Below are 19,601 nucleotides of genomic sequence, written 5' to 3'. Positions count from 1 at the left end.
TTACACACAATGCAATCAGAATAATATAAAAGGGCGCCCGACCACCCAATGCCGGCAGGCGTCGTATGGATTTCAAACACCTTCTCGGCCTGCATACCGGATCACGGACAGACACAATGGTCGTCTGCCATGTAGACCCGGTTGTCTCGGTCTATCTCGGGTGCCGGTCGAACAAAGTGCTTCTATCCTACGAAACCGTACAGAAGCAGCTGGCACACCATCCCGAACTTCCCATCAGCCACTATCAGATCGTCCATTCTGCGCTGCGCATGGGTGCGTTCCACCGCTGCAACAAGAGGCCCAGGGCGGCCGTCGTCCTGTACGTCGACACCCGCCAGTTCCACACCGTTTTCCGGCTATACGTAAAGGGAACCGCATGCGGCCGCGAAATCTACCTCGTTTCGCTGACCAGAATTAATGATCGCGTCTACCGAAAGGAGCTTCGAAAGGGCCGCCGCGTGCTGCGCGCGCATCGATAAAGCCGACACATCAACAAAAAAGGGGGCCGGAGCCCCCTTTGCGTGAGATGGGGCCTGCCATGAACCCCATAAAGCGCTCCTGCAGTCCAAACAGACGGCAGTGCTACGGCAGGCAGAATTTCACCGCGTCGCTCACACCCGCACTATAGCGCAACTTCGCGCGCAGTGCACCCGGAAACCCGCCCTTCCCGGAGAGGCGCCGGCTCGCCGCCCCCCGCCGAAGCCATCACTCGCCAGACAAAAAAGGAGCGGGCCCGGGGAGTTTTGGGGCCCGCTCCCTTGCGTCCAGGGACGGCTGACCTAGTTGAAGGTTTCGCCCTTGGCCGCCTTGTCTTCGAGGAGTTTGCAGATGTCCGGCTCGGCGCCCGACGCGGCAGCATGCGCCTTCAGGCCGGCAACGACCTTGTCCAGCCCGATCGTGTCGGCCCAGAACATCGGCCCGCCGGTATAGGCCGGCCAGCCATAGCCGTTGATCCAAACCGTATCGATGTCGGAGGCGCGCTGGGCCATGCCCTCCTCGAGGATTTTCGCGCCCTCGTTTATCATCGGGAAGAGCAGGCGCTCGCGGATTTCATCCTGCGAGAAGACACGCTGCTCCAGACCGGATTTCGCCGCGAATTCGTCGATAATCGCCTCGACCTCCTTTGACGGAGACGGCCGGCGGTTCTCGTCGTAATCGTAAAAGCCCTTGCCGGTCTTCTGGCCGCGGCGGTCGCGCTCGCACAGCACGTCGCGGATGGTCTCGCTCTTCGAATTCGCCTTGTCCCAGCCCAGATCGAGACCGGCCAGGTCCGACATCTGGAACGGTCCCATCGGCATGCCGAAATCGGTCAGCGCCTTGTCGACATCCCAGGGCTTGGCGCCCTGCAACAGCATGGCCTGGGCGGCCCGCTGGCGCGGCGACAGCATGCGGTTGCCGATAAAGCCGAAGCACACGCCGGACACGACCGCCACCTTGCCGATCTTCTTGGCCAGATCCATCGCCGTCTTGAGCACGGCCGGTTCGGTCTTTGCCGCACGGACGATCTCCAGCAGGCGCATCACATTGGCCGGCGAGAAGAAGTGCAGGCCCAGCACCGATCCGGGACGCTTCGTCTCCGCCGCCATCTCGTCGACATTCAGATAGGAGGTGTTCGACGCCAGGATGGCGCCGGGCTTGACGATGCCGTCGAGCTTGCGGAACACGTCCTTCTTCACATCCATGTTCTCGAACACGGCCTCGATCACCAGATCGCAATCGGCCAGATCATTCATGTCGAGTGTAGGCGTGAGCAGGCCCATTGCCCGCTCGACCTGGTCGGCCGTGAAACGGCCCTTGGCGGCCGAGCGCTCGTAATTCTTGCGGATGATCGAGACGCCGCGATCCAGCGCCTCCTGCTCGCGCTCCAGAATGGTGACGGCATAGCCGGCGGTGAGGAAATTCATCGCGATCCCGCCGCCCATCGTGCCGGCACCGAGAATGCCCACCTTCTTGACCGGCAGGACCGGCGTGTCGGCCGGAATACCGTCGATCTTGGCAGCCGCCCGTTCGGCAAAGAAGACATGCCGCAGCGCTTTCGACTGCGTGCCGGTGACCAGCTTGCCGAACAGTTCACGCTCCTTCTTCACCCCTTCCTCGTAAGGCAGGTCGATCGCGGCCTTTACGGCTTCGATACAGGCTTCCGGCGCCTCGAACCCTTTCAGGCGGCGCATCTGGGTCTTGCGAAACTCGTCGAAGAAATCGCTGTCCGACGGGATCTCGCCGATCTTGTCAGTCCGCTTCGAAGAGACCGGGTGGTCCGCCTTGCCGATGACACTGCGGGCGAAAGCCACACCTGACTCAGCCAGCCCGTCTTCCGCCACCAGCTTGTCGACCAGGCCGATCTTCCCGGCCTGGGCGGCCGGGATCGGATTGCCGGTGACGATCATCGGCAGCGCCTCGGCCACGCCGACCACGCGCGGCAGTCTTTGGGTACCGCCGGCGCCGGGGAGGATGCCAAGCTTGACCTCGGGCAGTCCGAGCCTGGCAGAGGCGACGGCGATCCGGTAGTGACACCCCAGCGCGACTTCCAGCCCCCCGCCCAGCGCGGTGCCATGAATGGCCGCGACGACGGGCTTCGCACTCGCTTCGATGGCGTCGATGACTTCGGGCAGGGACGGGCCGACCGGCGGTTTTCCGAACTCGGTGATGTCGGCACCGGCAAAGAAGGTCCGCCCCTCGCAGCAGATCACGACCGCCTGGATGGCGTCGTCGCCGGCGGCCTCGGCCATGGCGTCCGCCAGACCGGCGCGCACGGCCTGGCCCAGCGCGTTGACCGGCGGATTGTTGGAGGTCACGACCAGGACCTCGCCTTCCCTGCGTGTGGTGATCACGGACATTGCCGTCTCCTGTTGTGTGGACCGTTCCGGCGCCCCGTGCACCGGCGGCCTTTGATGTTCTGTGGTGGAAGCATGCACCGCGATGGATGCATACCCTTCATTCGATATCGTTGACAACCGCATCAATGCGACTGGCATTTAGCTTAAGCCTTGTGCCCCATCCCGATCAACACTATCGTTCAATCAACAAAGATAATCGCAAACCGAAAACAGGATTGCCTGGGATGGAAAAGCAAACCGGGGCGCCTGACACGGCGCCGGCATACCAATTGCCCGAAGGCTGGCCGGCCGCCTCGCTCGACGCGATCAATCAGGCATTGTGCGCTCCGGGCGCGCGCTTCGAGATGGAGACGGTCGAGATCCGCGGCGTTCCCACACGCGTGTGGAAGAATGCCCTGCCATCGCTGCCCGACCTCGCCCGCCATGCCCGCACCACACACCCGGACCGGCTCTTCACCATCTATGAGGACGAGCGCATCACCTATGACGCCTGGTTCCGCGCCACGGCCACACTGGCCGCCGAGCTGGCGCGGAGCGGTGTGAAACCCGGCGACCGGGTCGCCCTGTCGATGCGCAATCTGCCGGAATGGCCGGTCGCCTTCTTCGCCATCACAAGCATCGGCGCGATCGCCGTACCGCTGAACGCCTGGTGGACCGGCGCCGAGCTGGCCTACGGCCTGTCCGACAGCGGCGCCCGCGCGCTGATCTGCGATGCGGAGCGCTGGGAACGGATCGCTCCCGTGATGGGCGAGCTTCCCGGACTGGAGACCGTCCTCGTCAGCCGCGCGAAGACGCCGCTCGCCGCGCCGGCCCGCCGGCTGGAGGATGTGATCGGCGCACCGTCCGGCTATGGCACTCTAGGTGACACGGACCTTCCCTCTATGGGGCTCGAACCGGACACTTATGCGACCATTTTCTACACCAGCGGCACCACCGGGCACCCGAAGGGCGCGCTGGGCACCCATCGCAACATTCTCACCAATATCTTCTCCTCGGCCTATTCCGGTGCCCGCACCCTTGCCCGCCGCGGCGAAGTTCCGCCGGACCCGGTACCCAAGACGATGCTGACGGTGATACCGCTGTTTCACGTCACCGCCTGCAATGCCGCGCTGATGGGCGCCATCTTTGCCGGCAACACCATGGTTTTCATGCGCAAATGGGATCCGGTCGACGCCTTCCGCATCATCGAGCGCGAGAAGGTCAACGTCACCGGCGGCGTTCCGACCATTGCCTGGCAGCTCATCGAACACCCTGACCGCGAGAAGTATGACCTCTCCTCGCTGGAATCGATCGCCTATGGCGGCGCCCCCTCCGCGCCTGACCTCGTGCGCAAGATCCGTTCGGTCTTCGGTGCGCTGCCGAGCAATGGCTGGGGCATGACCGAGACCTCGGCCACCGTCACCCACCACGCCTCGGAAGATTATCTCAACCGGCCCGACAGCTGCGGCACGCCGGTCGCCGTCTCCGACATCAAGATCATGAGCCCGGACGGCACGCAGGAACTTCCCGTTGGCGAAGTCGGCGAGCTGTGGGCCCGCGGCCCGCAGATCGTCGCCGGCTACTGGAACAATCCGGAGGCCACAGCCCAGACCTTCATCGATGGCTGGGTGCGCACCGGCGATCTCGCCCGCGTCGACGAGGAAGGCTTCTGCTACATCGTCGACCGCGCCAAGGACATCATCATCCGTGGCGGCGAGAACATCTATTCCAGCGAGGTGGAGAACGTCCTCTACGACCACCCGGCCGTCACCGATGCCGCCCTGGTCGGCATCCCGCACCGCACGCTGGGCGAGGAACCCGCTGCCGTCGTTCACCTCGCCCCGGGGATGAGCGCGACCGAGGCCGAACTTCAGGACTGGGTGCGCCAGCACCTGGCTGCCTTCAAGACGCCGGTGCGCATCCTCTTCACCCGCGAGACCCTGCCGCGCAACGCCAATGGCAAGATCATCAAGAGCGAGCTGAAACCCATGTTCGACACGGAGGCGGCCGAAGCCGTCTAGGGGAGACCTGCATGCTGTTTACGACATTCGTCCTGGCCGGCGCTGCCAGCCTGGCCCAGCCCGCCGGCTATACGCCGCCCGATTATGACGCCGCGGAAAACTGGCTTTGCCGGCCCGGCCGCGAGGATGCCTGCACCATCGATCTGGACACCACGATCGTCCATGCCGACGGCACGACGGAAATCGAGGCCCATGAAGCCGCGTCCGACCCGGCTGTCGACTGTTTCTACGTCTATCCGACCGTCTCGAACGATCCCGGCGGAAACAGCGACCTCGTCGCCAATGACGAGGAGAACCGGGTCATTGCTGCCCAGTTTGCACGTTTCGGCTCGGTGTGCCGCACCTTCGCGCCGATGTACCGCCAGGTCACGCTGACCGCATTGCGCCAGATGATGGCGGGCAATACCGGAACCGGCGCCGACGGGATGCAGGCCTACATGGATGTCCGCGCCTCGTTCGCCCACTATCTGGAACACGACAATGACGGCCGGCCCTTTGTGCTGATCGGCCATTCCCAGGGCGCGCGGATGCTGGAAACCCTCGTCGCCAACGAAGTCGACGGCCAGCCGGTGCAGGACCGGATGCTGTCGGCGATGCTGATCGGCTTCAACATCACCACACCGGTCGATGCGCCGCTGGGCGGCTCCTTCGACGCCATCCTGCCCTGTAGTTCCCCGGACGAGACCGGCTGCTTCATCGGCTATGTCACCTTCCGCGCCGACGCACCGCCGCCGGAGGGCTCGCGCTTCGGCAAGACGAGCGATCCCGCGCTGGAAGTCGCCTGCACCAATCCCGCCGACCTTGCGGGCAATGCCGACGCTCCGCTGGGCGCCTATCTCGCAACAGGCGGCGCCTTTACCTCATCGGCCGAAGCCGGACCCTGGATCGCAGACGGACCGGAGATCGAGACGGATTATGTCCGCGTGCCCGGCCTTCTGACCGGCCAGTGCGTGAACAGTGAGGCCGGTCACTATTTCGCCGTCACGGTCCATGGCGACCCGGCCGACCCGCGCGCCGACGACATCGTCGGCGATGTCGTAGCCAATGGCGAGATCCTCCCCGACTGGGGCCTGCATCTTCTCGATGTCGGCATCGCCCAGGCCGATCTCATCGCTCTGGTGGAAAGCCAGGCGGCCGCCTACGGCCACTAACCGCTCCCTCTTGTGCAAAAGGCGGGCTTGCGGGCCCGCCTTTCTTTTTTGTTTCAGCTGAAAATCCTGGTCAGACGAAGATCGCCACGCTCTGCATGCCGGTGACGACCGGCTGGCGGTCGGCATCCCACATCTGCATCACCTGGCTGGACGAGCCGTCGCGCACGAGGTCAGCGGTCGAACGGGACAGCCACCAGCCATCCCGCGTCACAGGTTCTGCAGTGAGGACATTCAGCATCCAGGTCATCGAGCTGATCGGGCCGGGCTTTTCGAACAGCGCCATGGCTGCCGGCGGCAGGGCATCGCCGATCGCCATCAGCTCGACCATCGGGTGCAGACCTTCGCGCGCCTTCAGGCGCACCCAGCGCATGAAATCCGGGGTGTGCCGCTCCTCGATCGGCAGGGCGTGGCGGTATTCCAGATTGCCGGTGAAGAATTTCGGATCCGGATTGGCCATGGCCGGCGCAGCCTCTTCCGGAGCCGGCGCATCGGGGCGTGCCGCATCGGCATAGTCGATGGCCGACTCCAGCGCCGTCATGAAGACAAAGAGTGCTTTCAGGCCCAGCGTGCCATCGCCGAAGACATTCGCCTCGATATAGGCCGCCGTGCGGCCGCGGCGCAGGAGGCGGGTTTCTACCGTCACCTCACCGGCCAGCGGGCCGACAAAGGCGATCTGCGCCGAGCGCAGCGGCGGCAGGTCCGGCTGGGACCGGATCGCCGCCTCCAGGGCCAGCGCGGCGGACAGGCCGCCATAGGCCGTGCGGCCCTGCATCCAGGTATCGGGAACACGCGCCGTCAGGGTGTTCTCCCCCGTTTCGGCGGCAGCAAGAATATCGACCAGACTCACGCTCTCGGTATCTCCGCAGCTATGGCTTCCGCCTTTTCAAACAGGGCCGGATCGATCTTCAGGCCCGAGGCCGCCGCATTGGCCGCCAGCTGTTCGGGCCGGCTGACGCCGACAATGGCCGAGGCAACATTGGGTTCGCGCAGCACCCAGGCAAGGGCGAATTGCGCCATGGAGACACCGGCCTCATCGGCCAGCGGCTTCATCCGGTGCACCGCCTCGATCACTTCCGGCCGGTTCCAGTGCCCCATCTGACGGTTCATCTTGTCGCTGGAGGCACGGCTGTCCTGCGGCGGGGCATCGCCCGGCAGATACTTGCCCGACAGCACGCCCTGGGCGAGCGGCGACCAGACGATCTGGGAAATCCCGTTTTCAGCACACAGCGGAATGACCGCCTTTTCCGGCCGCCGCCACAGCAGGGAGTATTGCGGCTGGCTGGAGACAAATTTCTCGACACCGGGCAGGTCCAGCGAAGCCTGGATCTGCTTGGGCGACCATTCGGAAAACCCGATATAGCGCACCTTGCCGGCCTTCACGGCATCGCTCAGCGCCTCCATCGTCTCTTCCAGGGGCGTATCCACGTCATAGCGGTGGCACTGGTAGAGATCGACATAATCGGTATCGAGACGCTTCAGCGACGCGTCGAGCTGTTTCTCGATCTGGGCGCGGGACAGGCCGTAATCGGTCTCGCTCATCGGCACGAAGACCTTGGTGCCCAGGATATAGCTGTCGCGCGGCCGGCCCTTCAGCGCCTCGCCCAGCAGGCTCTCCGCAGCGCCATAGCCATAGGCATTGGCCGTATCGATGAAGTTGATCCCCAGATCGAAGGCCTGGTCCAGGCTGGCGATGGCCTTCTCGCGCTCGATACCGACACCGAAGGTCAGCCAGGTGCCAAGCGAGATTTCCGAAACGGTCAGATCGCTGTCGCCGAGTTGCCGGTATTGCATGGCTCAAAACCCCTTGATCATGATGGCTGTGGAGCGTGCCCCCGCCCGCCGGTCTTCGGAGATCGCCCGGTATTCCGGCCCCTCCAGGAAGGCGCGCGCCGAGCCGTCGTCATCGAAGGCCATCACCACGACCTTGTCACCAGACCAGTCACCCTCGAGCACGACCGGCGCTTCGTCGGCCGCCAGCACGCGGATCCCCTTCTCCATGAAGAGCCTTGTCGCCGCCGCCTGATAGGTGCGGTAGCGGGCCTCATCGGTAAACTCGAGCTGGGCGATGACATAGACGGTCATGGCAGGCGCGCCTTCATGCCTTCAATCACCGCGCGGCCGTCCAGGCTGAACAGGGACATGTCCCCTCCCTCGGATTTTCTGCTTGCGCAAGGATCAATCCCGTCCGCGCACCACAAGCGGCACGCTACAGCATACTCATTCTTCGGTAAACACAGGGACACCACACTCAGCCGCGGGGATTGTCACGTTTTCACCGATGTATAGACACCAAAGAGCAGACGGAATTTTTTGAACGAAACCCGTACCGCTTCTGTTATAATGTGCTCAATGGAGGCAAGGCGGGGAGGTTCCCCACTCGCGTGACGATAGGCGCGAACTCTGCTAAGCGAATGATATGAATGCGACCCCTGACACACTGGACAGCGCGAAGACGCGCCGCTTCCAGGAGAAACGCGAGCGGATACTCGACGCCGCCGCCACCCTGATCAACCGGCACGGCGTGCGCGGCATGACCTTTGTCGATGTCGCACAGCTGGTCGATCTCAACACGACCAGCATCACGTACTACTTCAAGCGCAAGGAATTGCTGGCCTCGGCGGTGCTGGAGCGTTCGCTCGAGCGGATCGAGGCGCTGATCGAGGATGCGGCCCGGGGCCGCACGCCGCAGGAGCGGATCGCCCGCTATATCCGCAGCAATTTCGAGCTCCAGGCCGCCATCAATGCGCAGGAGGAGCGCCCGGTCGCGGTGCTCTCGGACATCCGCGCGCTCAACGAGCCGTACAATTCCGACCTGACGGCGCGCTATGTCCAGGTCTTCCGCAAGCTGCGCACCTTCTTCGACCCGCCGCGCAATGACGAGGAGAAGGTGCTGGGCACGATCCGCGCCCACGTGCTCGTCCAGAACATGTTCTGGCTGCCGGCCTGGATCTCGCAATACTCGACCGGCGACTATGACCGCGTCTGCAAGCGCCTCATCGAGCTGTTCGAGACCGGCTTTGCGCCGAAGGGCTCGAGCTGGGAGCCGCGGTTGCTGCAGATCGACGAGTCCTCGCTGAGGGTCGGGATCGAGGGCATGCCGGGCAATTTTGCCCGCGCCGCCACCTTCCTGATCAATGAACGCGGCTATCGCGGCGCTTCGGTCGAACAGATCGCCTCCGAGCTGAACGTCACCAAGGGCAGCTTCTATCACCACCTGGAAGCCAAGGACGAGCTGGTGCTGGAATGCTTCCGCCGCAGCTATGGCCGCGTCTCGCTGGTCCAGCGCGCCGCCGTTCGCGCCGGTGGCAGCCACTGGGAACAACTGGCCTCCTCGATCGCGACCCTCTTGGACATCCAGCTCTATTCGGAATTCCCGCTGGTGCGCACGACCGCGCTGCAGGCCCTGCCGAACGAGCTGCGCAATGACGTCATCGCCCAGTCCAACCGCATGGCGCGGCGCTTTGCCGGCATGATGATCGACGGCATCACGGAAGGCTCGGTCAAGCCGATCGATCCACTGATCGCCAGCCAGGCCGTCATGGGCTCGCTCAACTCGGCCTATGACCTGCGCAACTGGATCCAGCGCGTGCCGCCGGCCCAGGCCTTTGCCTATTATGCCTCGACAATCGCCTACGGGCTGTTCTCCGACCCGCCGAAAGCCTGGCCGCGCTAGCCATCCTGCCAGACACACAAAAAGGCCCCGGTCGCACGACCGGGGCCTTCTTCTTGTCCGGGCAGGATAACACCTAGAACTCGGTATTGACCCCGACACGGAAGACCCGGCCCAGCGGATTGCCGGTGAACGGATCGTAATTGTAGTCCAGGCGCGCGAAGCTGGGATCTTCATCCGTGATGTTCAACGCGGTGAAGGACACCGTGGTCGCATCGCCGAAATTGTAGATCAGGTTGAAGTCCGTCGTCACCTGGCTGTCGATCGTCGCACCCTGCATCAGCACCGGCGCACCGGGGATGTTGGTATTGGGCGCGAACGGACCCGTGCCGCTGTCGGCACGCTGGTCGCGATAGCTGTCGATATAGTTCATCGTCAGCCGCGCATCGAAATTGCCGTAGGTATATTCGACAAATCCGCGCGCCTTCCATTCCGGCACCGGATAGGCGGTGGTCTGGAAGTTCAGGAAGCCGACACCGTCGAATCCGTCCTGGACGACAATGCCCTCGACCACTTCTTCGCCAAGCTCGTTGCCCAGCATGTAGGTGGCCGTGACGCCAGCATTGAGCTGGCCGCCCAGCACGTCACCGAAGTCGTAATTGACGATGAAGTCGACACCGGAACTGGTCAGGTCCCCGCCATTCACCCAGCCGGTCCGCACGCGGGAAATATTCCCGACAGCGCAGGTTCCGGCCCCGGGGACACCGCCGCCATCATTGAACTGGAAGCGTTCACGCAAGGCGTCGAACGCCGGATCCGTGCAGTTCGCGGGATCGGCGAACATGGTCGCCACCATGCCGGAGAGCGGCTCGGTGGTGATCGTGTCCTCGATCTTGTAGCGGAAGTAGTCGACACTGGCCGTAAAGGCCCCCGTGTCGATCAGCAGACCGATCGAGTAGTTCGTCGCAGTCTCCGGCGCCAGCGCCGGATTGCCGTAGACATCGACCGGCCGGAAGCTGTTCGCGATCACCTGCAGCGACGTCACATTCCGGTCGGACAATTGCTGCGCGGGCGGGCCGCGGAACGTCGTACCGGCAGAACCCCGCAGGGCGAAGGTGTCGGTGATCTGCCAGCGGGCGGTGATCTTGGGATCGAAGGTCGATCCGGTCTCCCCGCCATAGTCCTCGAAGCGGGCCGCCAGCTGGACATTGAAATTGTCCGTCACCGGCAGCTGCATCTCGCCGAACAGGGCATAGACGTCATTGTCTGCCTGCGAGTCGGCATTCGATCCGAGGAAGGCCAGCGCCCCGTTCTGCTGGGCGCAGGAGGTGGATCCCGTGACCGGCGTATCGCGGCAGGGATTCACCGCAATATTGTTGTTGTCGCCATAGGTCGCCGCAAAGTCGTTCTTGCGGTACTGCGCCCCGGCCCCGAACAGGACCGGCCCGCCGGCCAGCTCCCAGCCGGTATCGCCGGACAGGGTGAAGTCAGCCACGAAGAGCTCGGTCTCCAGGAAGCTGGTCGAGTGGACGAAGAACCAGTTGATCAGCTCGGGCGTGTTCGGATTGGCACCGCTCACCTGGTTGCCGAACGGGTTCAGCCACAGACAGCCGCCCGTCCCGGGCGCCGAAGTCGCCGGATCGCAGTTCGGACCGCCGAAACCGCGCAGCGCCAGCTGCACACGGTCACCGAAGGAGTCGTAGCCGTCGAAATAGCGCTCGAACTTGTGATAGGTGACCGACGCTTGGAACTGCAGCGAGTCCGAGATCTGCCCGGTCAGGCCGGACGAGATGCGGAAGCTCTCGTTCTCGCGGCGCCCGGTGGAGGCACCCAGATCGTCCGGATTGCCGATAAAGGCCGGGTTCCCCCCCGCGAGCAGCGGACGGAAGAGAAGGGTCGGGAACAGGGCCGCAACAGTGCCCGCCGGAACGATGCCCGGATTATTGGTCACCATTTCGATGAAACCCGGATTGTTTCCCGGAACGATGAAGCCGCTGGGCGAACCGCCGACCGCCGCAATCGCGGACGGTGCCTGGGTCAGCAGATACATCGGGGAAGTCCGGTAGTGCGGAATCTCGTCATTGCCGTAGAGCAGGCTGAGATCCCAGTCGAGGCCTTCGGCGATCTCGACATCGAGCTGACCGTAGAGCTGGTAGCGATCCTCTTCCTCAACGAGGGCGTCGAAGCCGGTATACTGCGTCCGGCACCATCCGGCCGCGGTGACATAACCGCCCTGGGCCGCACATTGCGGGTCGGCGCGAAGCCCGCCGATCGGCGCAACACCGACGCCCGGGATCACCCCCAGCGGCAGGAAGGTCGCGGGATTGCCGCCGCCGGTCCAGCCGCCCTCCGGGTTCGATTCAAAGTCCATGACAGCGAAGTCGCGATCGACCGCAAGCAGTTCGTCGCGATGCTGATAGCCCCCTGCCAGCAGGATGCTGTAATTGTCGCCCTGACGACCCCAGCTGCCGTGGACGGTATAGTCGCCGGAACTGCCGTCGATGAAGGTGTAGTCCCCGCCGGCCCGGAAACCGTCCTGGTCGGACCGCGTGATGAAGTTCACCACGCCGCCGATGGCATCCGACCCGTAGATCGCCGCCGCACCGTCTTTCAGGATCTCGATCCGGCCGATCGCCGCCTGCGGCAGCAGGTTGATGTCGACGAAGGGAACCCCCGTCCCCGCCGACACCAGGCGCCGGTTGTTGAGCAGGACCAGCGTGCGCTGCGGGCTGAGGCCGCGCAGGTTCACCGATGCCATGCCCTCGGTCGCCTGCGACCGGCTGTCGAACTGGTTCGTGTCGCCGATGACGCCGCTTGAAACCGGCAGCGCCTTGAGCAACTCGACCGGCGAGGGATTGCCCAGCCGCGCGAGTTCCTCCGACGAGAGAACATCGACCGGCAGGGCGGCGTTCTCGGGTGTCCCCTGAATAACGGAACCTGTGACGATGATGACATCGTCGTCCTGACGCCCCTGGGCGTCGTCTTGCGCCAATGCCGCGGAGCCAAGCCCCGCGGTCAACGCAAGGGCTGTCAGCGCGCTGCTTGCACGCATGAGACCCTTCACAGTCATAATCTCCTCCCAGACTGAGCGGCTGCTTATGATTTTTTACATACCGCGCATTCGATTAGAGCAATGAGATTTGACGCCGTCAAGAAAGATACATCGATATATCTAGTTATTATTGAGCAATAGAGTTGCCGTTTCCGTAAACGTAAACTTATTTCAGATGACGCGGTTCGCGTACTCCCAACACGAGAATGCAAAGCGCTATCGCCAGGCAGGCCATCGACAGGGCAAAGACGGGAACCAGTCCCAGCGTCGCCGCCATCAGCCCGCCCACGAGCGGACCGGCGGTCGCGACCGAGGTCTCCGCCGTCGTCGACAGGGCCAGGCGCATGGGAATGTCATCACGGTGGCCGAATTCCAGAACGAGCGTGGTCACGCTCATCATGTTTCCGGACATGGCTGCCCCCAGACCGAAGAAGGCGAGCAGGAATTGCCAGGGCGCCACCGCCGTGATCATCGCCCCCAGCGACACGAGCCATACGATCAGCGTGCCGATGAAGGTGATCCGGAATCCATAGCGATCCCCCATCGTGCCCCAGATCAGATTGGTCGCCGTGTCCGCACCAAGAAAGGCCAGCGAGAACAGGCCAATGGCGGCGCCGTCCACCTCCATCTGCCGGCCCGCATGGATGATACAGAAGGGGATGGCGATCCGGCCCATGGTCGCGAAGACCAGGGAGAGGAGGAAGTTGCGGTAGTCCCTGTCGGCCAGGAGCAGCGGGAATTCCCGGATACGGTCGAGCATGCCCATCTGGGTTTTGACGGTCGGACTGCTGGGCTCGCGCATGAACAGCCAGAGCGCGGCCAGTCCGGCGCTGGTCAGCAGGAAGGCGACCATGAAGGTCGTCGCATAGCCATTGCCGAACACATTCGGGTCGATCAGATAAACCCCGGCCCACCAGGACAGGCCCGCCGCGATCGCCCCGCCGGCGAGGTTGCGCCAGGCCTGCAGCCGCCCGCGCAGGCGGATCGGGATCACCTTGGCCAGCACCACCTGGAAGGCGACCCGCTGGGAGCCCAGGAAGAAGCCGAACAGGAAGAGAAACAGGAAGGTCGCCAGCAGCAGGACATGGCCGGTCAGGAACCAGCCGGCGAGCGCCAGCCCCAGCAGCTGCAGCCGCATCAGCACGCCGATCGTCATCGCCGCCGGCATGACGTGGCGGCGATGCTCGATCTGGGCCGCGCCCATGATGGGCGAGGCGATCGCGCCGGCCTGGATCAGCGCCTGGCCCAGCCCGACCATGAAGGGCGAGCCGGTCAGCATGTGCAGATAGGCCGGCACGAAGGTCGGCGCAAAGATCAGGCGGAAGCCCGTCATGCCCAGCATGCCGTGCGTGAAATGGGCGACGTAATTGCGCTTCAGATTGCCTTCGACAAACCGGTCATAGGCACGCTCCCGCCCCGCGCCACCATCCGCTCTTGTGCGATTGGCCGCCGGGGCGGGATTGCCGGGTTCGCCGCTCAATACCCGGCCAGGCGCGCAAAGCGCTCCCGGTGGAAGGCGGCATTGCCCCAGGCGTTCTCGAGGATGCGCGCCCGCTTTATGTAGAAGCCGGCATGATGCTCGTCGGTCATGCCGATCCCGCCATGCAGCTGGATCATCTCGCGCGAGACCAGGTGCAGCGTGTCGCAGGCCGTCGCCTTGGCCAGCGAGACCTTCGCGGCGATGTCGTCGCGGTCCGTATCGATCGCCTCGAGCGCGCCCTCGACAACGGAACGCATCAGCTCGATCTGGGTGAACTGGTGTGCCATGCGGTGTTGCAGCGCCTGGAAGCGTGACAGGATCTCGCCGAACTGTTCGCGGGTTTTCAGATAGGCCAGCGTGTCGTCGAAAGCCTGGACGGCAAGCCCCAGCATCTCCGCCGCGACACCGGCCCGGGCCCGGTCGAGCACCTGGTCGAGCAATCCAGCGCCATCTTCCGGCCCGATCAACGCATCGCTGCCCAGCTTCACCGCGTCGAAGCTGACTTCGGCATGGCTGCGGGCGTCGACCATATTGCGCGAAGCGCGGCTGACGCCCCCGGTATCGGCGGGCACCAGGAAGAGGCCGATGCCGCTGCCGGTCTGTGCCGCAACGACAAACAGGTGCGCCCCGTCTCCCTCCGCAACAAACTTCTTGGTGCCGCTCAGCGTCCAGCCATCGCCGGATTTCTCGGCTTTCGTGGCGATCTTCGACGGGTCGTGGCGCGGACCCTCGTCTACCGCAAGCGCCGCAATGACATCGCCCGAGGCGATCTTCGGCAGCCAGGCCTGTTTCTGCGCTTCGCTGCCCGCCAGCAGGAGCGCACTTGTCGCCGCCAGCGCCGTCGTGCCCAGCGGGCTCGCCGTCAGCGTCCGGCCGGTTTCCTCCAGCACGAGGCCGAGGCTGAGATAGCCGAAATCCGACCCGCCATAGGCTTCCGGAATGATCACCCCGGTCCAGCCCATCTCGGCCTGGGCCGCGAAAGCCTTCGGGTCGAAGCCGATCGCCTCGCCCGCATCGCGCACCTTGCGGAAAGCGGTCACCGGCGATTGCTCATTGGCCCAGTCGCGCGCCATGTCGCGCAGCATGCTCTGTTCTTCGTTCAGGACGGCCATGTCGTTATCTCCCCTTCACCTACTGGTGATCCAGCATCCCGAGGATGCGCTTGGCGATCACATTGTTCTGGATTTCCGTCGTGCCGCCATAGATCGACACCGCCTTGCCCCACAGCCAGCCGCGGGTCGCGCCCAGCTCGGCCGGATTGAACCCGTCGCCGGACCAGCCCAGCCCGTTCATGCCCATGATTTCCAGCGTCAGCTCGGCGCGTTCCTGGGTGATGCGGGCGCCGACATTCTTCAGGATGGACGAGCCCAGCGAGATATTGCCGCTCTTGGATTCCAGCATCACGCGGCGCGCCGTCGCCTTGAAGGCCTGCGCCTCCATCTCGTGACGCACGATGCGCATGCGCAGATCGGCATCGGCGATCCGGCCCTCAGCATCCGTGCCGACATAATGCTTGGCGATGTCGGAGAGGGAGGGTCCCTGGCCACGGCCCAGGCTGCCGCCGCCGGACAAATTGGTGCGCTCGTGCTGGAGCAGGCGCTTGCCGATCGTCCAGCCATTGCCGAGATCGCCGACGATGTTCTCCTTGGGCACTTTCACATCGGTGAAGAAGGTCTCGCAGAAGGGCGAGGTGCCGGAAATCATCCGGATCGGCTTCACCTCGACACCCGGCGATTTCATGTCCAGCAGGATGAAGGAAATGCCCTCATGCTTCTTCGACGTATCGGTGCGCACCAGGGCAAAACACCAGTCGGCCCATTGCCCGCCGGACGTCCAGGTCTTCTGGCCATTGACCAGCCAGTGATCGCCCTTGTCCTCGCACCTGGTCTGCAGGCTGGCGAGGTCGGAGCCGGCGCCCGGCTCGGAATAACCCTGGCACCAGCGGATCTCGCCGCGGCAGATCGGCGGGATATGCCGCTGCTTCTGCTCTTCCGAGGCAAACTCCAGCAGGGTCGGCCCGAGCATCATCACACCCATGCCGCCGATCGGGTTCCACGCGCCGATCCTGCCCATCTCTTCCTGCAGCACCCGCGCTTCGGGATAGCTCAGCCCGCCGCCGCCATACTCTTTCGGCCAGGTCGGTGTGCCCCAGCCCTTTTCGCCCATCGCCCTCTTCCAGGCGACGGCCTCGGGATCGGGATCGGACCCGCCCTCGACGGTGGCGAGCACGTTTTCCTTGCCCACCAGGGATTTCGGGAAATGCTCCGCCAGCCAGCCGGCCGCTTCCTTGCGGAAAGCCTCCAGGGCGTCGGCGGGATTGGTGAGTTCTGCAGTGGCCATGTCTAGTCTCCACTCGGTGTGAACGTGGGAACGGGCGGCGCCCCCTCCTCGCTCGGTTTGAACGCGACCCGCACACGCTGGCCGATGGCCAGGCTGTCGGGATCGCAGTCGACGATATTGGTGAGAACGGCCGGACCTTCGTCGAGCGTGACATAGGCGACGGCAAAGGGCGCGCCCTCGCCGCGGCGCATGACGGAGACCGAATAGATCTCGCCTGCGCCCTCGCTGGTCACCCACTCGGTCTTGTCCGACCCGCAATGCGGGCAGATCGCACGCGGATAGTAGTGCGCCCTGAAGCAGCTGCGGCAGTTCTTGATCTTCAACACGCCTTCAGCCGCCGCATCCCAGAAGACCCGGGTTTCCGCATTGGGCTGGGGTGCGGGGTATCGACGCTCGCTCATCATTGCCGCTCCAGGATGACTGTGGCCGCGCCGTGCCGCGCGCCGAGCGACCCGCCGATGCCGGTGGCGACCGCCAGATCGCAGTCGGGCACCTGCACGGCCGGATGCGCTTCGCCGCGCAATTGCCGCACAGCCTCGATCACCTTGGTGATACCGCCGCGGAACATGGGGTGGTTGGAACACAGCCCGCCGCCATCGGTATTGAAGGGCAGTTTGCCGGTCCCGGAGATCAGGTTTCCGTCGGCGACAAATTTGCCGCCCTCGCCCTTGGCGCAGAAGCCGAGATCCTCCAGCTGGATCAGCACGGTGATGGTGAAGCTGTCATAGATGGAGGCGTATTTGATGTCGGACGGTTTCACCCCGGCCTCGGCGAAGGCCGCCGGGCCCGAGCGTGCTGCGGCGGATGTCGTCAGGTCGAGCCCCAGCCCGCCGGACGGTCCTTTCGTCGCCTCGCCGGCCCCGCGCAGGGCGACCAGCGGACGCTTCAGCGAGCGTGCAATCTCCGGCGCCACCACGACCAGCGCGCCGCCGCCATCCGTCGTCACGCAGCAATCGAGCCGGTGCAGCGGATCGGCGATCATCGGGCTTTCCAGCACCTCTTCCACCGTGACCACCTTGGGCAGCATGGCGTGTTCATTGTGCTGGGCATGATGCGAGGCTGCGACCTTGATCCAGGCCAGCTGCTCCGAGGTCGTGCCATGCTCGTGCATGTGCCGCACGGCACACATCCCGTAGGACGTATGATTGGTCAGGCCGGTGAATTGCTCGAACGCGCTTTCCGGCGCGCCCGGCCGGAACCGCATCACATTCTCCGAGCGCGGCCGGCCGGCCAGTGTGATCAGCGCCACCCTGCACTTGCCCAGGGCAATCGCCTCGGCGGCGTGGGCCACATGCTGGATATAGGTGCACCCGCCCATCTCGGTGGAATCCGTGTGACGGACCTTGAGACCGAGATAGTCGATCATCGAGATCGGGCCGAAGCCCGGCGCGTCGGTGGCGCAGAAATACCCGTCCACATCCTCCAGGCTCAGCCCGGCATCGGCCAGCGCACCGGCCGCGCACTCGGCATGCAGTTGCGGCGTCGACTTGTCCGGCGCCAGGCGGGTGGGGTGTTCGAACGCGCCGGCGATATAGGCGCGGTTACGCAGTGACATGGGGTCTCCCGGTATTCGGTGCGGTGGTCATGAGGTGGTGTTCTCGGTCAGCTGTGCGGCTTCCTTCGCCCGGATCGAGGCCAGGGTCGCCTCATGGCTGGCCCGGTCGATCTTGTAGAAGCGCAGGAAGAAAGCCCCGGTCAGGTAGAGCACGGCGATCACAGGGATGTAGAGCTGGACGAGGTGAACGATCACTTCCGGCTCGACGCCGGTACGGCGTGCACCGTCCGGCATTCCGACAACGGACAGCATGATGCCGGCGGCGAAGACACCCAGCCCGGACGAGCATTTCTGCATGAAGGAATTGGCCGCATAGAAGAGGCCCTCCGCCCGGCGGCCGGTGCGCAGGGAGCTGTCGTCGATGACATCGCCGATCATGGCGTGCACCAGGATCGCCGAGGAAATCCCGCACATCGTGTAGATCGCCGACAGGATGAAGAGCGCCGGCAGCAGCATCGGACTGCCATTCTCGAAAAACAGACCCAGCAGACGCAGCACATAGGGCGCGCAGGTAAACAGGATCGCCGTCAGCGCCAGCACGAAGGCCGCGCCCTTCTTGCCCAGGGATCTGGACAGGCGGGGTGCGAGGATCAGCGCCAGCGTCGCCCCCAGCGCCGCGTCGGCCGCCAGGATGGCAAGCTCGCCGGAGGACAGCGCCCAGAACAGCGAGCCGAAATACAGCGCCAGCGCCGAACTGATACCCAGCCCGGTATATTTCAGCACGCCAAAGCCCAGGATCGCCAGGAAACCGCGATGCGAGAAGGTCTGGCGCATCAGGTTCAGCGTCTGCAGCGGGTTGCGCCGCTGCGGCGCCGGCAGTTTGCGCATGTACTTGATCCGGTGATGCGTCCCCAGCGTCGACAGGAGCACCGTCGAGATCATGATCCCGGAGCCGAGAATGCCGAAGGGCAGATAGCCGGCCGGATTGGTGATGCCCAGCGGGTGTTCCGGCGTTGGCGGGAACAGCACGGCCAGCGACAGGACATAGAGCCCGATCCCGCCGATATAGCCGAAGAAGAAGCGATAGCCCGCAATCGTGGTGCGCTCGTCGTAATCCGTTGCCAGTTCCGGCGCCAGCGCCGAACTGGGGATTTCGTAGAGCGTGATGAAGGTGCGCACCGCCGAGGCCAGGATCACCAGATAGAGGAAGAGGCCTGTTCCCTCGAGCCCCTCCGGCGGCAGCCACAGGAAGAAGAAGGACAGCGAGGCCGGGATCGCCGACAGATACATCAGCGGGTGGCGGCGCCCCCATCTGGTTCGCAGATTGTCGGAGATCTGTCCCACGATCGGGTCGGAGAAGGCGTCGATGACCAGCGCAACCATGATCGCCGCAGAGACCAGCGCGGCCGGGGCGCCCACCACGAAATTATAGTAGTAGAGAAGGAAGACCCGGAAGGCCAAATCCTTGATACCATACGCCATCGAGCCCAGACCGTAGAGAAACTTGGTCTGGAACTTCAGGGGCGGCGGCGCCGCGGGCGAAACTGTCTCGGTCATTTGTCCTCCACAGACATGTGCGGAAGGACAGACACTGACGGCCCCGTCATCGGTGTCGCCCTCCTCCCCGGTTCAAACG

15 protein-coding genes are annotated in these 19,601 nt (G+C 64.5%); 4 read left to right on the top strand and 11 right to left on the bottom strand.

Features of this window, described 5'->3' with window-relative positions; genetic code table 11:
• The first annotated feature begins 65 nt into the window (after positions 1-65).
• A complete protein-coding gene (locus PKE71_RS06855; protein WP_271186206.1) occupies positions 66-479 on the top strand; it encodes a hypothetical protein in 414 nt (137 codons plus the stop codon).
• A 300-nt stretch (positions 480-779) separates the two neighbouring features.
• Here PKE71_RS06855 and PKE71_RS06850 read toward each other — a convergent pair whose 3' ends face one another.
• Positions 780-2,837 carry a 3-hydroxyacyl-CoA dehydrogenase NAD-binding domain-containing protein gene (locus PKE71_RS06850; protein ID WP_271186205.1) on the bottom strand — a complete coding sequence of 686 codons (2,058 nt, stop codon included), beginning with the start codon at positions 2,835-2,837 and terminating at the stop codon, positions 780-782.
• Positions 2,838-3,061: 224 nt separating this feature from the next.
• On the opposite strand from PKE71_RS06850, the gene PKE71_RS06845 reads away from it, so the two are divergent.
• Both PKE71_RS06845 and PKE71_RS06840 read left to right on the top strand, forming a co-directional pair.
• Complete coding sequence (locus PKE71_RS06845) at positions 3,062-4,837, top strand: class I adenylate-forming enzyme family protein (protein WP_271186204.1); 1,776 nt, start codon at positions 3,062-3,064, stop codon at positions 4,835-4,837.
• Positions 4,838-4,848: 11 nt separating this feature from the next.
• A complete protein-coding gene (locus tag PKE71_RS06840; RefSeq protein ID WP_271186203.1) occupies positions 4,849-5,988 on the top strand; it encodes a DUF3089 domain-containing protein in 1,140 nt (379 codons plus the stop codon).
• 70 nt (positions 5,989-6,058) lie between these two features.
• Here PKE71_RS06840 and PKE71_RS06835 read toward each other — a convergent pair whose 3' ends face one another.
• From PKE71_RS06835 to PKE71_RS06825, 3 genes are read right to left on the bottom strand one after another with little or no spacing between them, the layout of a single operon-like run.
• Positions 6,059-6,835 (bottom strand): thioesterase family protein, encoded by a 777-nt coding sequence (locus PKE71_RS06835; RefSeq protein WP_271186202.1) that lies wholly within the window; start codon positions 6,833-6,835, stop codon positions 6,059-6,061.
• Entirely contained in the window at positions 6,832-7,779 is a 948-nt protein-coding gene (locus PKE71_RS06830) for an aldo/keto reductase family protein (protein ID WP_271186201.1), read from the bottom strand. Before PKE71_RS06830 ends, PKE71_RS06835 begins: the two co-directional genes overlap by 4 nt.
• Positions 7,780-7,782: 3 nt before the next feature.
• Complete coding sequence (locus tag PKE71_RS06825) at positions 7,783-8,070, bottom strand: DUF1330 domain-containing protein (protein ID WP_271186200.1); 288 nt, start codon at positions 8,068-8,070, stop codon at positions 7,783-7,785.
• 334 nt (positions 8,071-8,404) lie between these two features.
• Here PKE71_RS06825 and PKE71_RS06820 point away from each other — a divergent pair, with 334 nt between their 5' ends.
• The gene (locus PKE71_RS06820; RefSeq protein ID WP_271186199.1) at positions 8,405-9,661 is read left to right on the top strand and encodes a TetR/AcrR family transcriptional regulator; all 1,257 of its coding nucleotides are present in this window, start codon (positions 8,405-8,407) and stop codon (positions 9,659-9,661) included.
• Between the two features lie 73 nt (positions 9,662-9,734).
• Here PKE71_RS06820 and PKE71_RS06815 read toward each other — a convergent pair whose 3' ends face one another.
• The 7 genes from PKE71_RS06815 to PKE71_RS06785 form a co-directional block, all read right to left on the bottom strand.
• Complete coding sequence (locus PKE71_RS06815; protein ID WP_271186198.1) at positions 9,735-12,650, bottom strand: TonB-dependent receptor plug domain-containing protein; 2,916 nt, start codon at positions 12,648-12,650, stop codon at positions 9,735-9,737.
• A 166-nt stretch (positions 12,651-12,816) separates the two neighbouring features.
• Entirely contained in the window at positions 12,817-14,130 is a 1,314-nt protein-coding gene (locus PKE71_RS06810; protein WP_271186197.1) for an MFS transporter, read from the bottom strand.
• Complete coding sequence (locus PKE71_RS06805; RefSeq protein ID WP_271186196.1) at positions 14,127-15,242, bottom strand: acyl-CoA dehydrogenase family protein; 1,116 nt, start codon at positions 15,240-15,242, stop codon at positions 14,127-14,129. Before PKE71_RS06805 ends, PKE71_RS06810 begins: the two co-directional genes overlap by 4 nt.
• A gap of 19 nt (positions 15,243-15,261) precedes the next feature.
• Positions 15,262-16,470, bottom strand: a complete 1,209-nt coding sequence (locus PKE71_RS06800; protein WP_271186195.1) for an acyl-CoA dehydrogenase family protein — start codon at positions 16,468-16,470, stop codon at positions 15,262-15,264.
• 2 nt (positions 16,471-16,472) lie between these two features.
• A complete protein-coding gene (locus PKE71_RS06795) occupies positions 16,473-16,874 on the bottom strand; it encodes a Zn-ribbon domain-containing OB-fold protein (RefSeq protein WP_373878796.1) in 402 nt (133 codons plus the stop codon).
• On the bottom strand, positions 16,871-18,025 hold the full coding sequence (locus PKE71_RS06790) for a thiolase domain-containing protein (RefSeq protein ID WP_271186193.1): 1,155 nt from the start codon (positions 18,023-18,025) through the stop codon (positions 16,871-16,873). Before PKE71_RS06790 ends, PKE71_RS06795 begins: the two co-directional genes overlap by 4 nt.
• Positions 18,026-18,052: 27 nt before the next feature.
• Positions 18,053-19,522, bottom strand: coding sequence for an MFS transporter (locus tag PKE71_RS06785; protein ID WP_271186192.1), 1,470 nt, complete (start codon positions 19,520-19,522; stop codon positions 18,053-18,055).
• Positions 19,523-19,601: the final 79 nt, after the last annotated feature.

This window comes from Maricaulis virginensis (genome assembly GCF_027922185.1).
GTDB classification, from domain to species: domain Bacteria; phylum Pseudomonadota; class Alphaproteobacteria; order Caulobacterales; family Maricaulaceae; genus Maricaulis; species Maricaulis virginensis.
The sequence above is the reverse complement of the archived record's forward strand: the minus strand, read 5'-3'. Positions and strand labels throughout refer to the sequence as shown.

Coding starts and splice junctions, on each gene's coding strand:
- PKE71_RS06855 (WP_271186206.1), top strand. CDS start 66: ATGGATTTCAAACACCTTCTCGGCCTGCATACCGGATCACGGACAGAC.
- PKE71_RS06850 (WP_271186205.1), bottom strand. CDS start 2,837: ATGTCCGTGATCACCACACGCAGGGAAGGCGAGGTCCTGGTCGTGACC.
- PKE71_RS06845 (WP_271186204.1), top strand. CDS start 3,062: ATGGAAAAGCAAACCGGGGCGCCTGACACGGCGCCGGCATACCAATTG.
- PKE71_RS06840 (WP_271186203.1), top strand. CDS start 4,849: ATGCTGTTTACGACATTCGTCCTGGCCGGCGCTGCCAGCCTGGCCCAG.
- PKE71_RS06830 (WP_271186201.1), bottom strand. CDS start 7,779: ATGCAATACCGGCAACTCGGCGACAGCGATCTGACCGTTTCGGAAATC.
- PKE71_RS06825 (WP_271186200.1), bottom strand. CDS start 8,070: ATGACCGTCTATGTCATCGCCCAGCTCGAGTTTACCGATGAGGCCCGC.
- PKE71_RS06820 (WP_271186199.1), top strand. CDS start 8,405: ATGAATGCGACCCCTGACACACTGGACAGCGCGAAGACGCGCCGCTTC.
- PKE71_RS06815 (WP_271186198.1), bottom strand. CDS start 12,650: ATGCGTGCAAGCAGCGCGCTGACAGCCCTTGCGTTGACCGCGGGGCTT.
- PKE71_RS06805 (WP_271186196.1), bottom strand. CDS start 15,242: ATGGCCGTCCTGAACGAAGAACAGAGCATGCTGCGCGACATGGCGCGC.
- PKE71_RS06800 (WP_271186195.1), bottom strand. CDS start 16,470: ATGGCCACTGCAGAACTCACCAATCCCGCCGACGCCCTGGAGGCTTTC.
- PKE71_RS06795 (WP_373878796.1), bottom strand. CDS start 16,874: ATGATGAGCGAGCGTCGATACCCCGCACCCCAGCCCAATGCGGAAACC.
- PKE71_RS06790 (WP_271186193.1), bottom strand. CDS start 18,025: ATGTCACTGCGTAACCGCGCCTATATCGCCGGCGCGTTCGAACACCCC.
- PKE71_RS06785 (WP_271186192.1), bottom strand. CDS start 19,522: ATGACCGAGACAGTTTCGCCCGCGGCGCCGCCGCCCCTGAAGTTCCAG.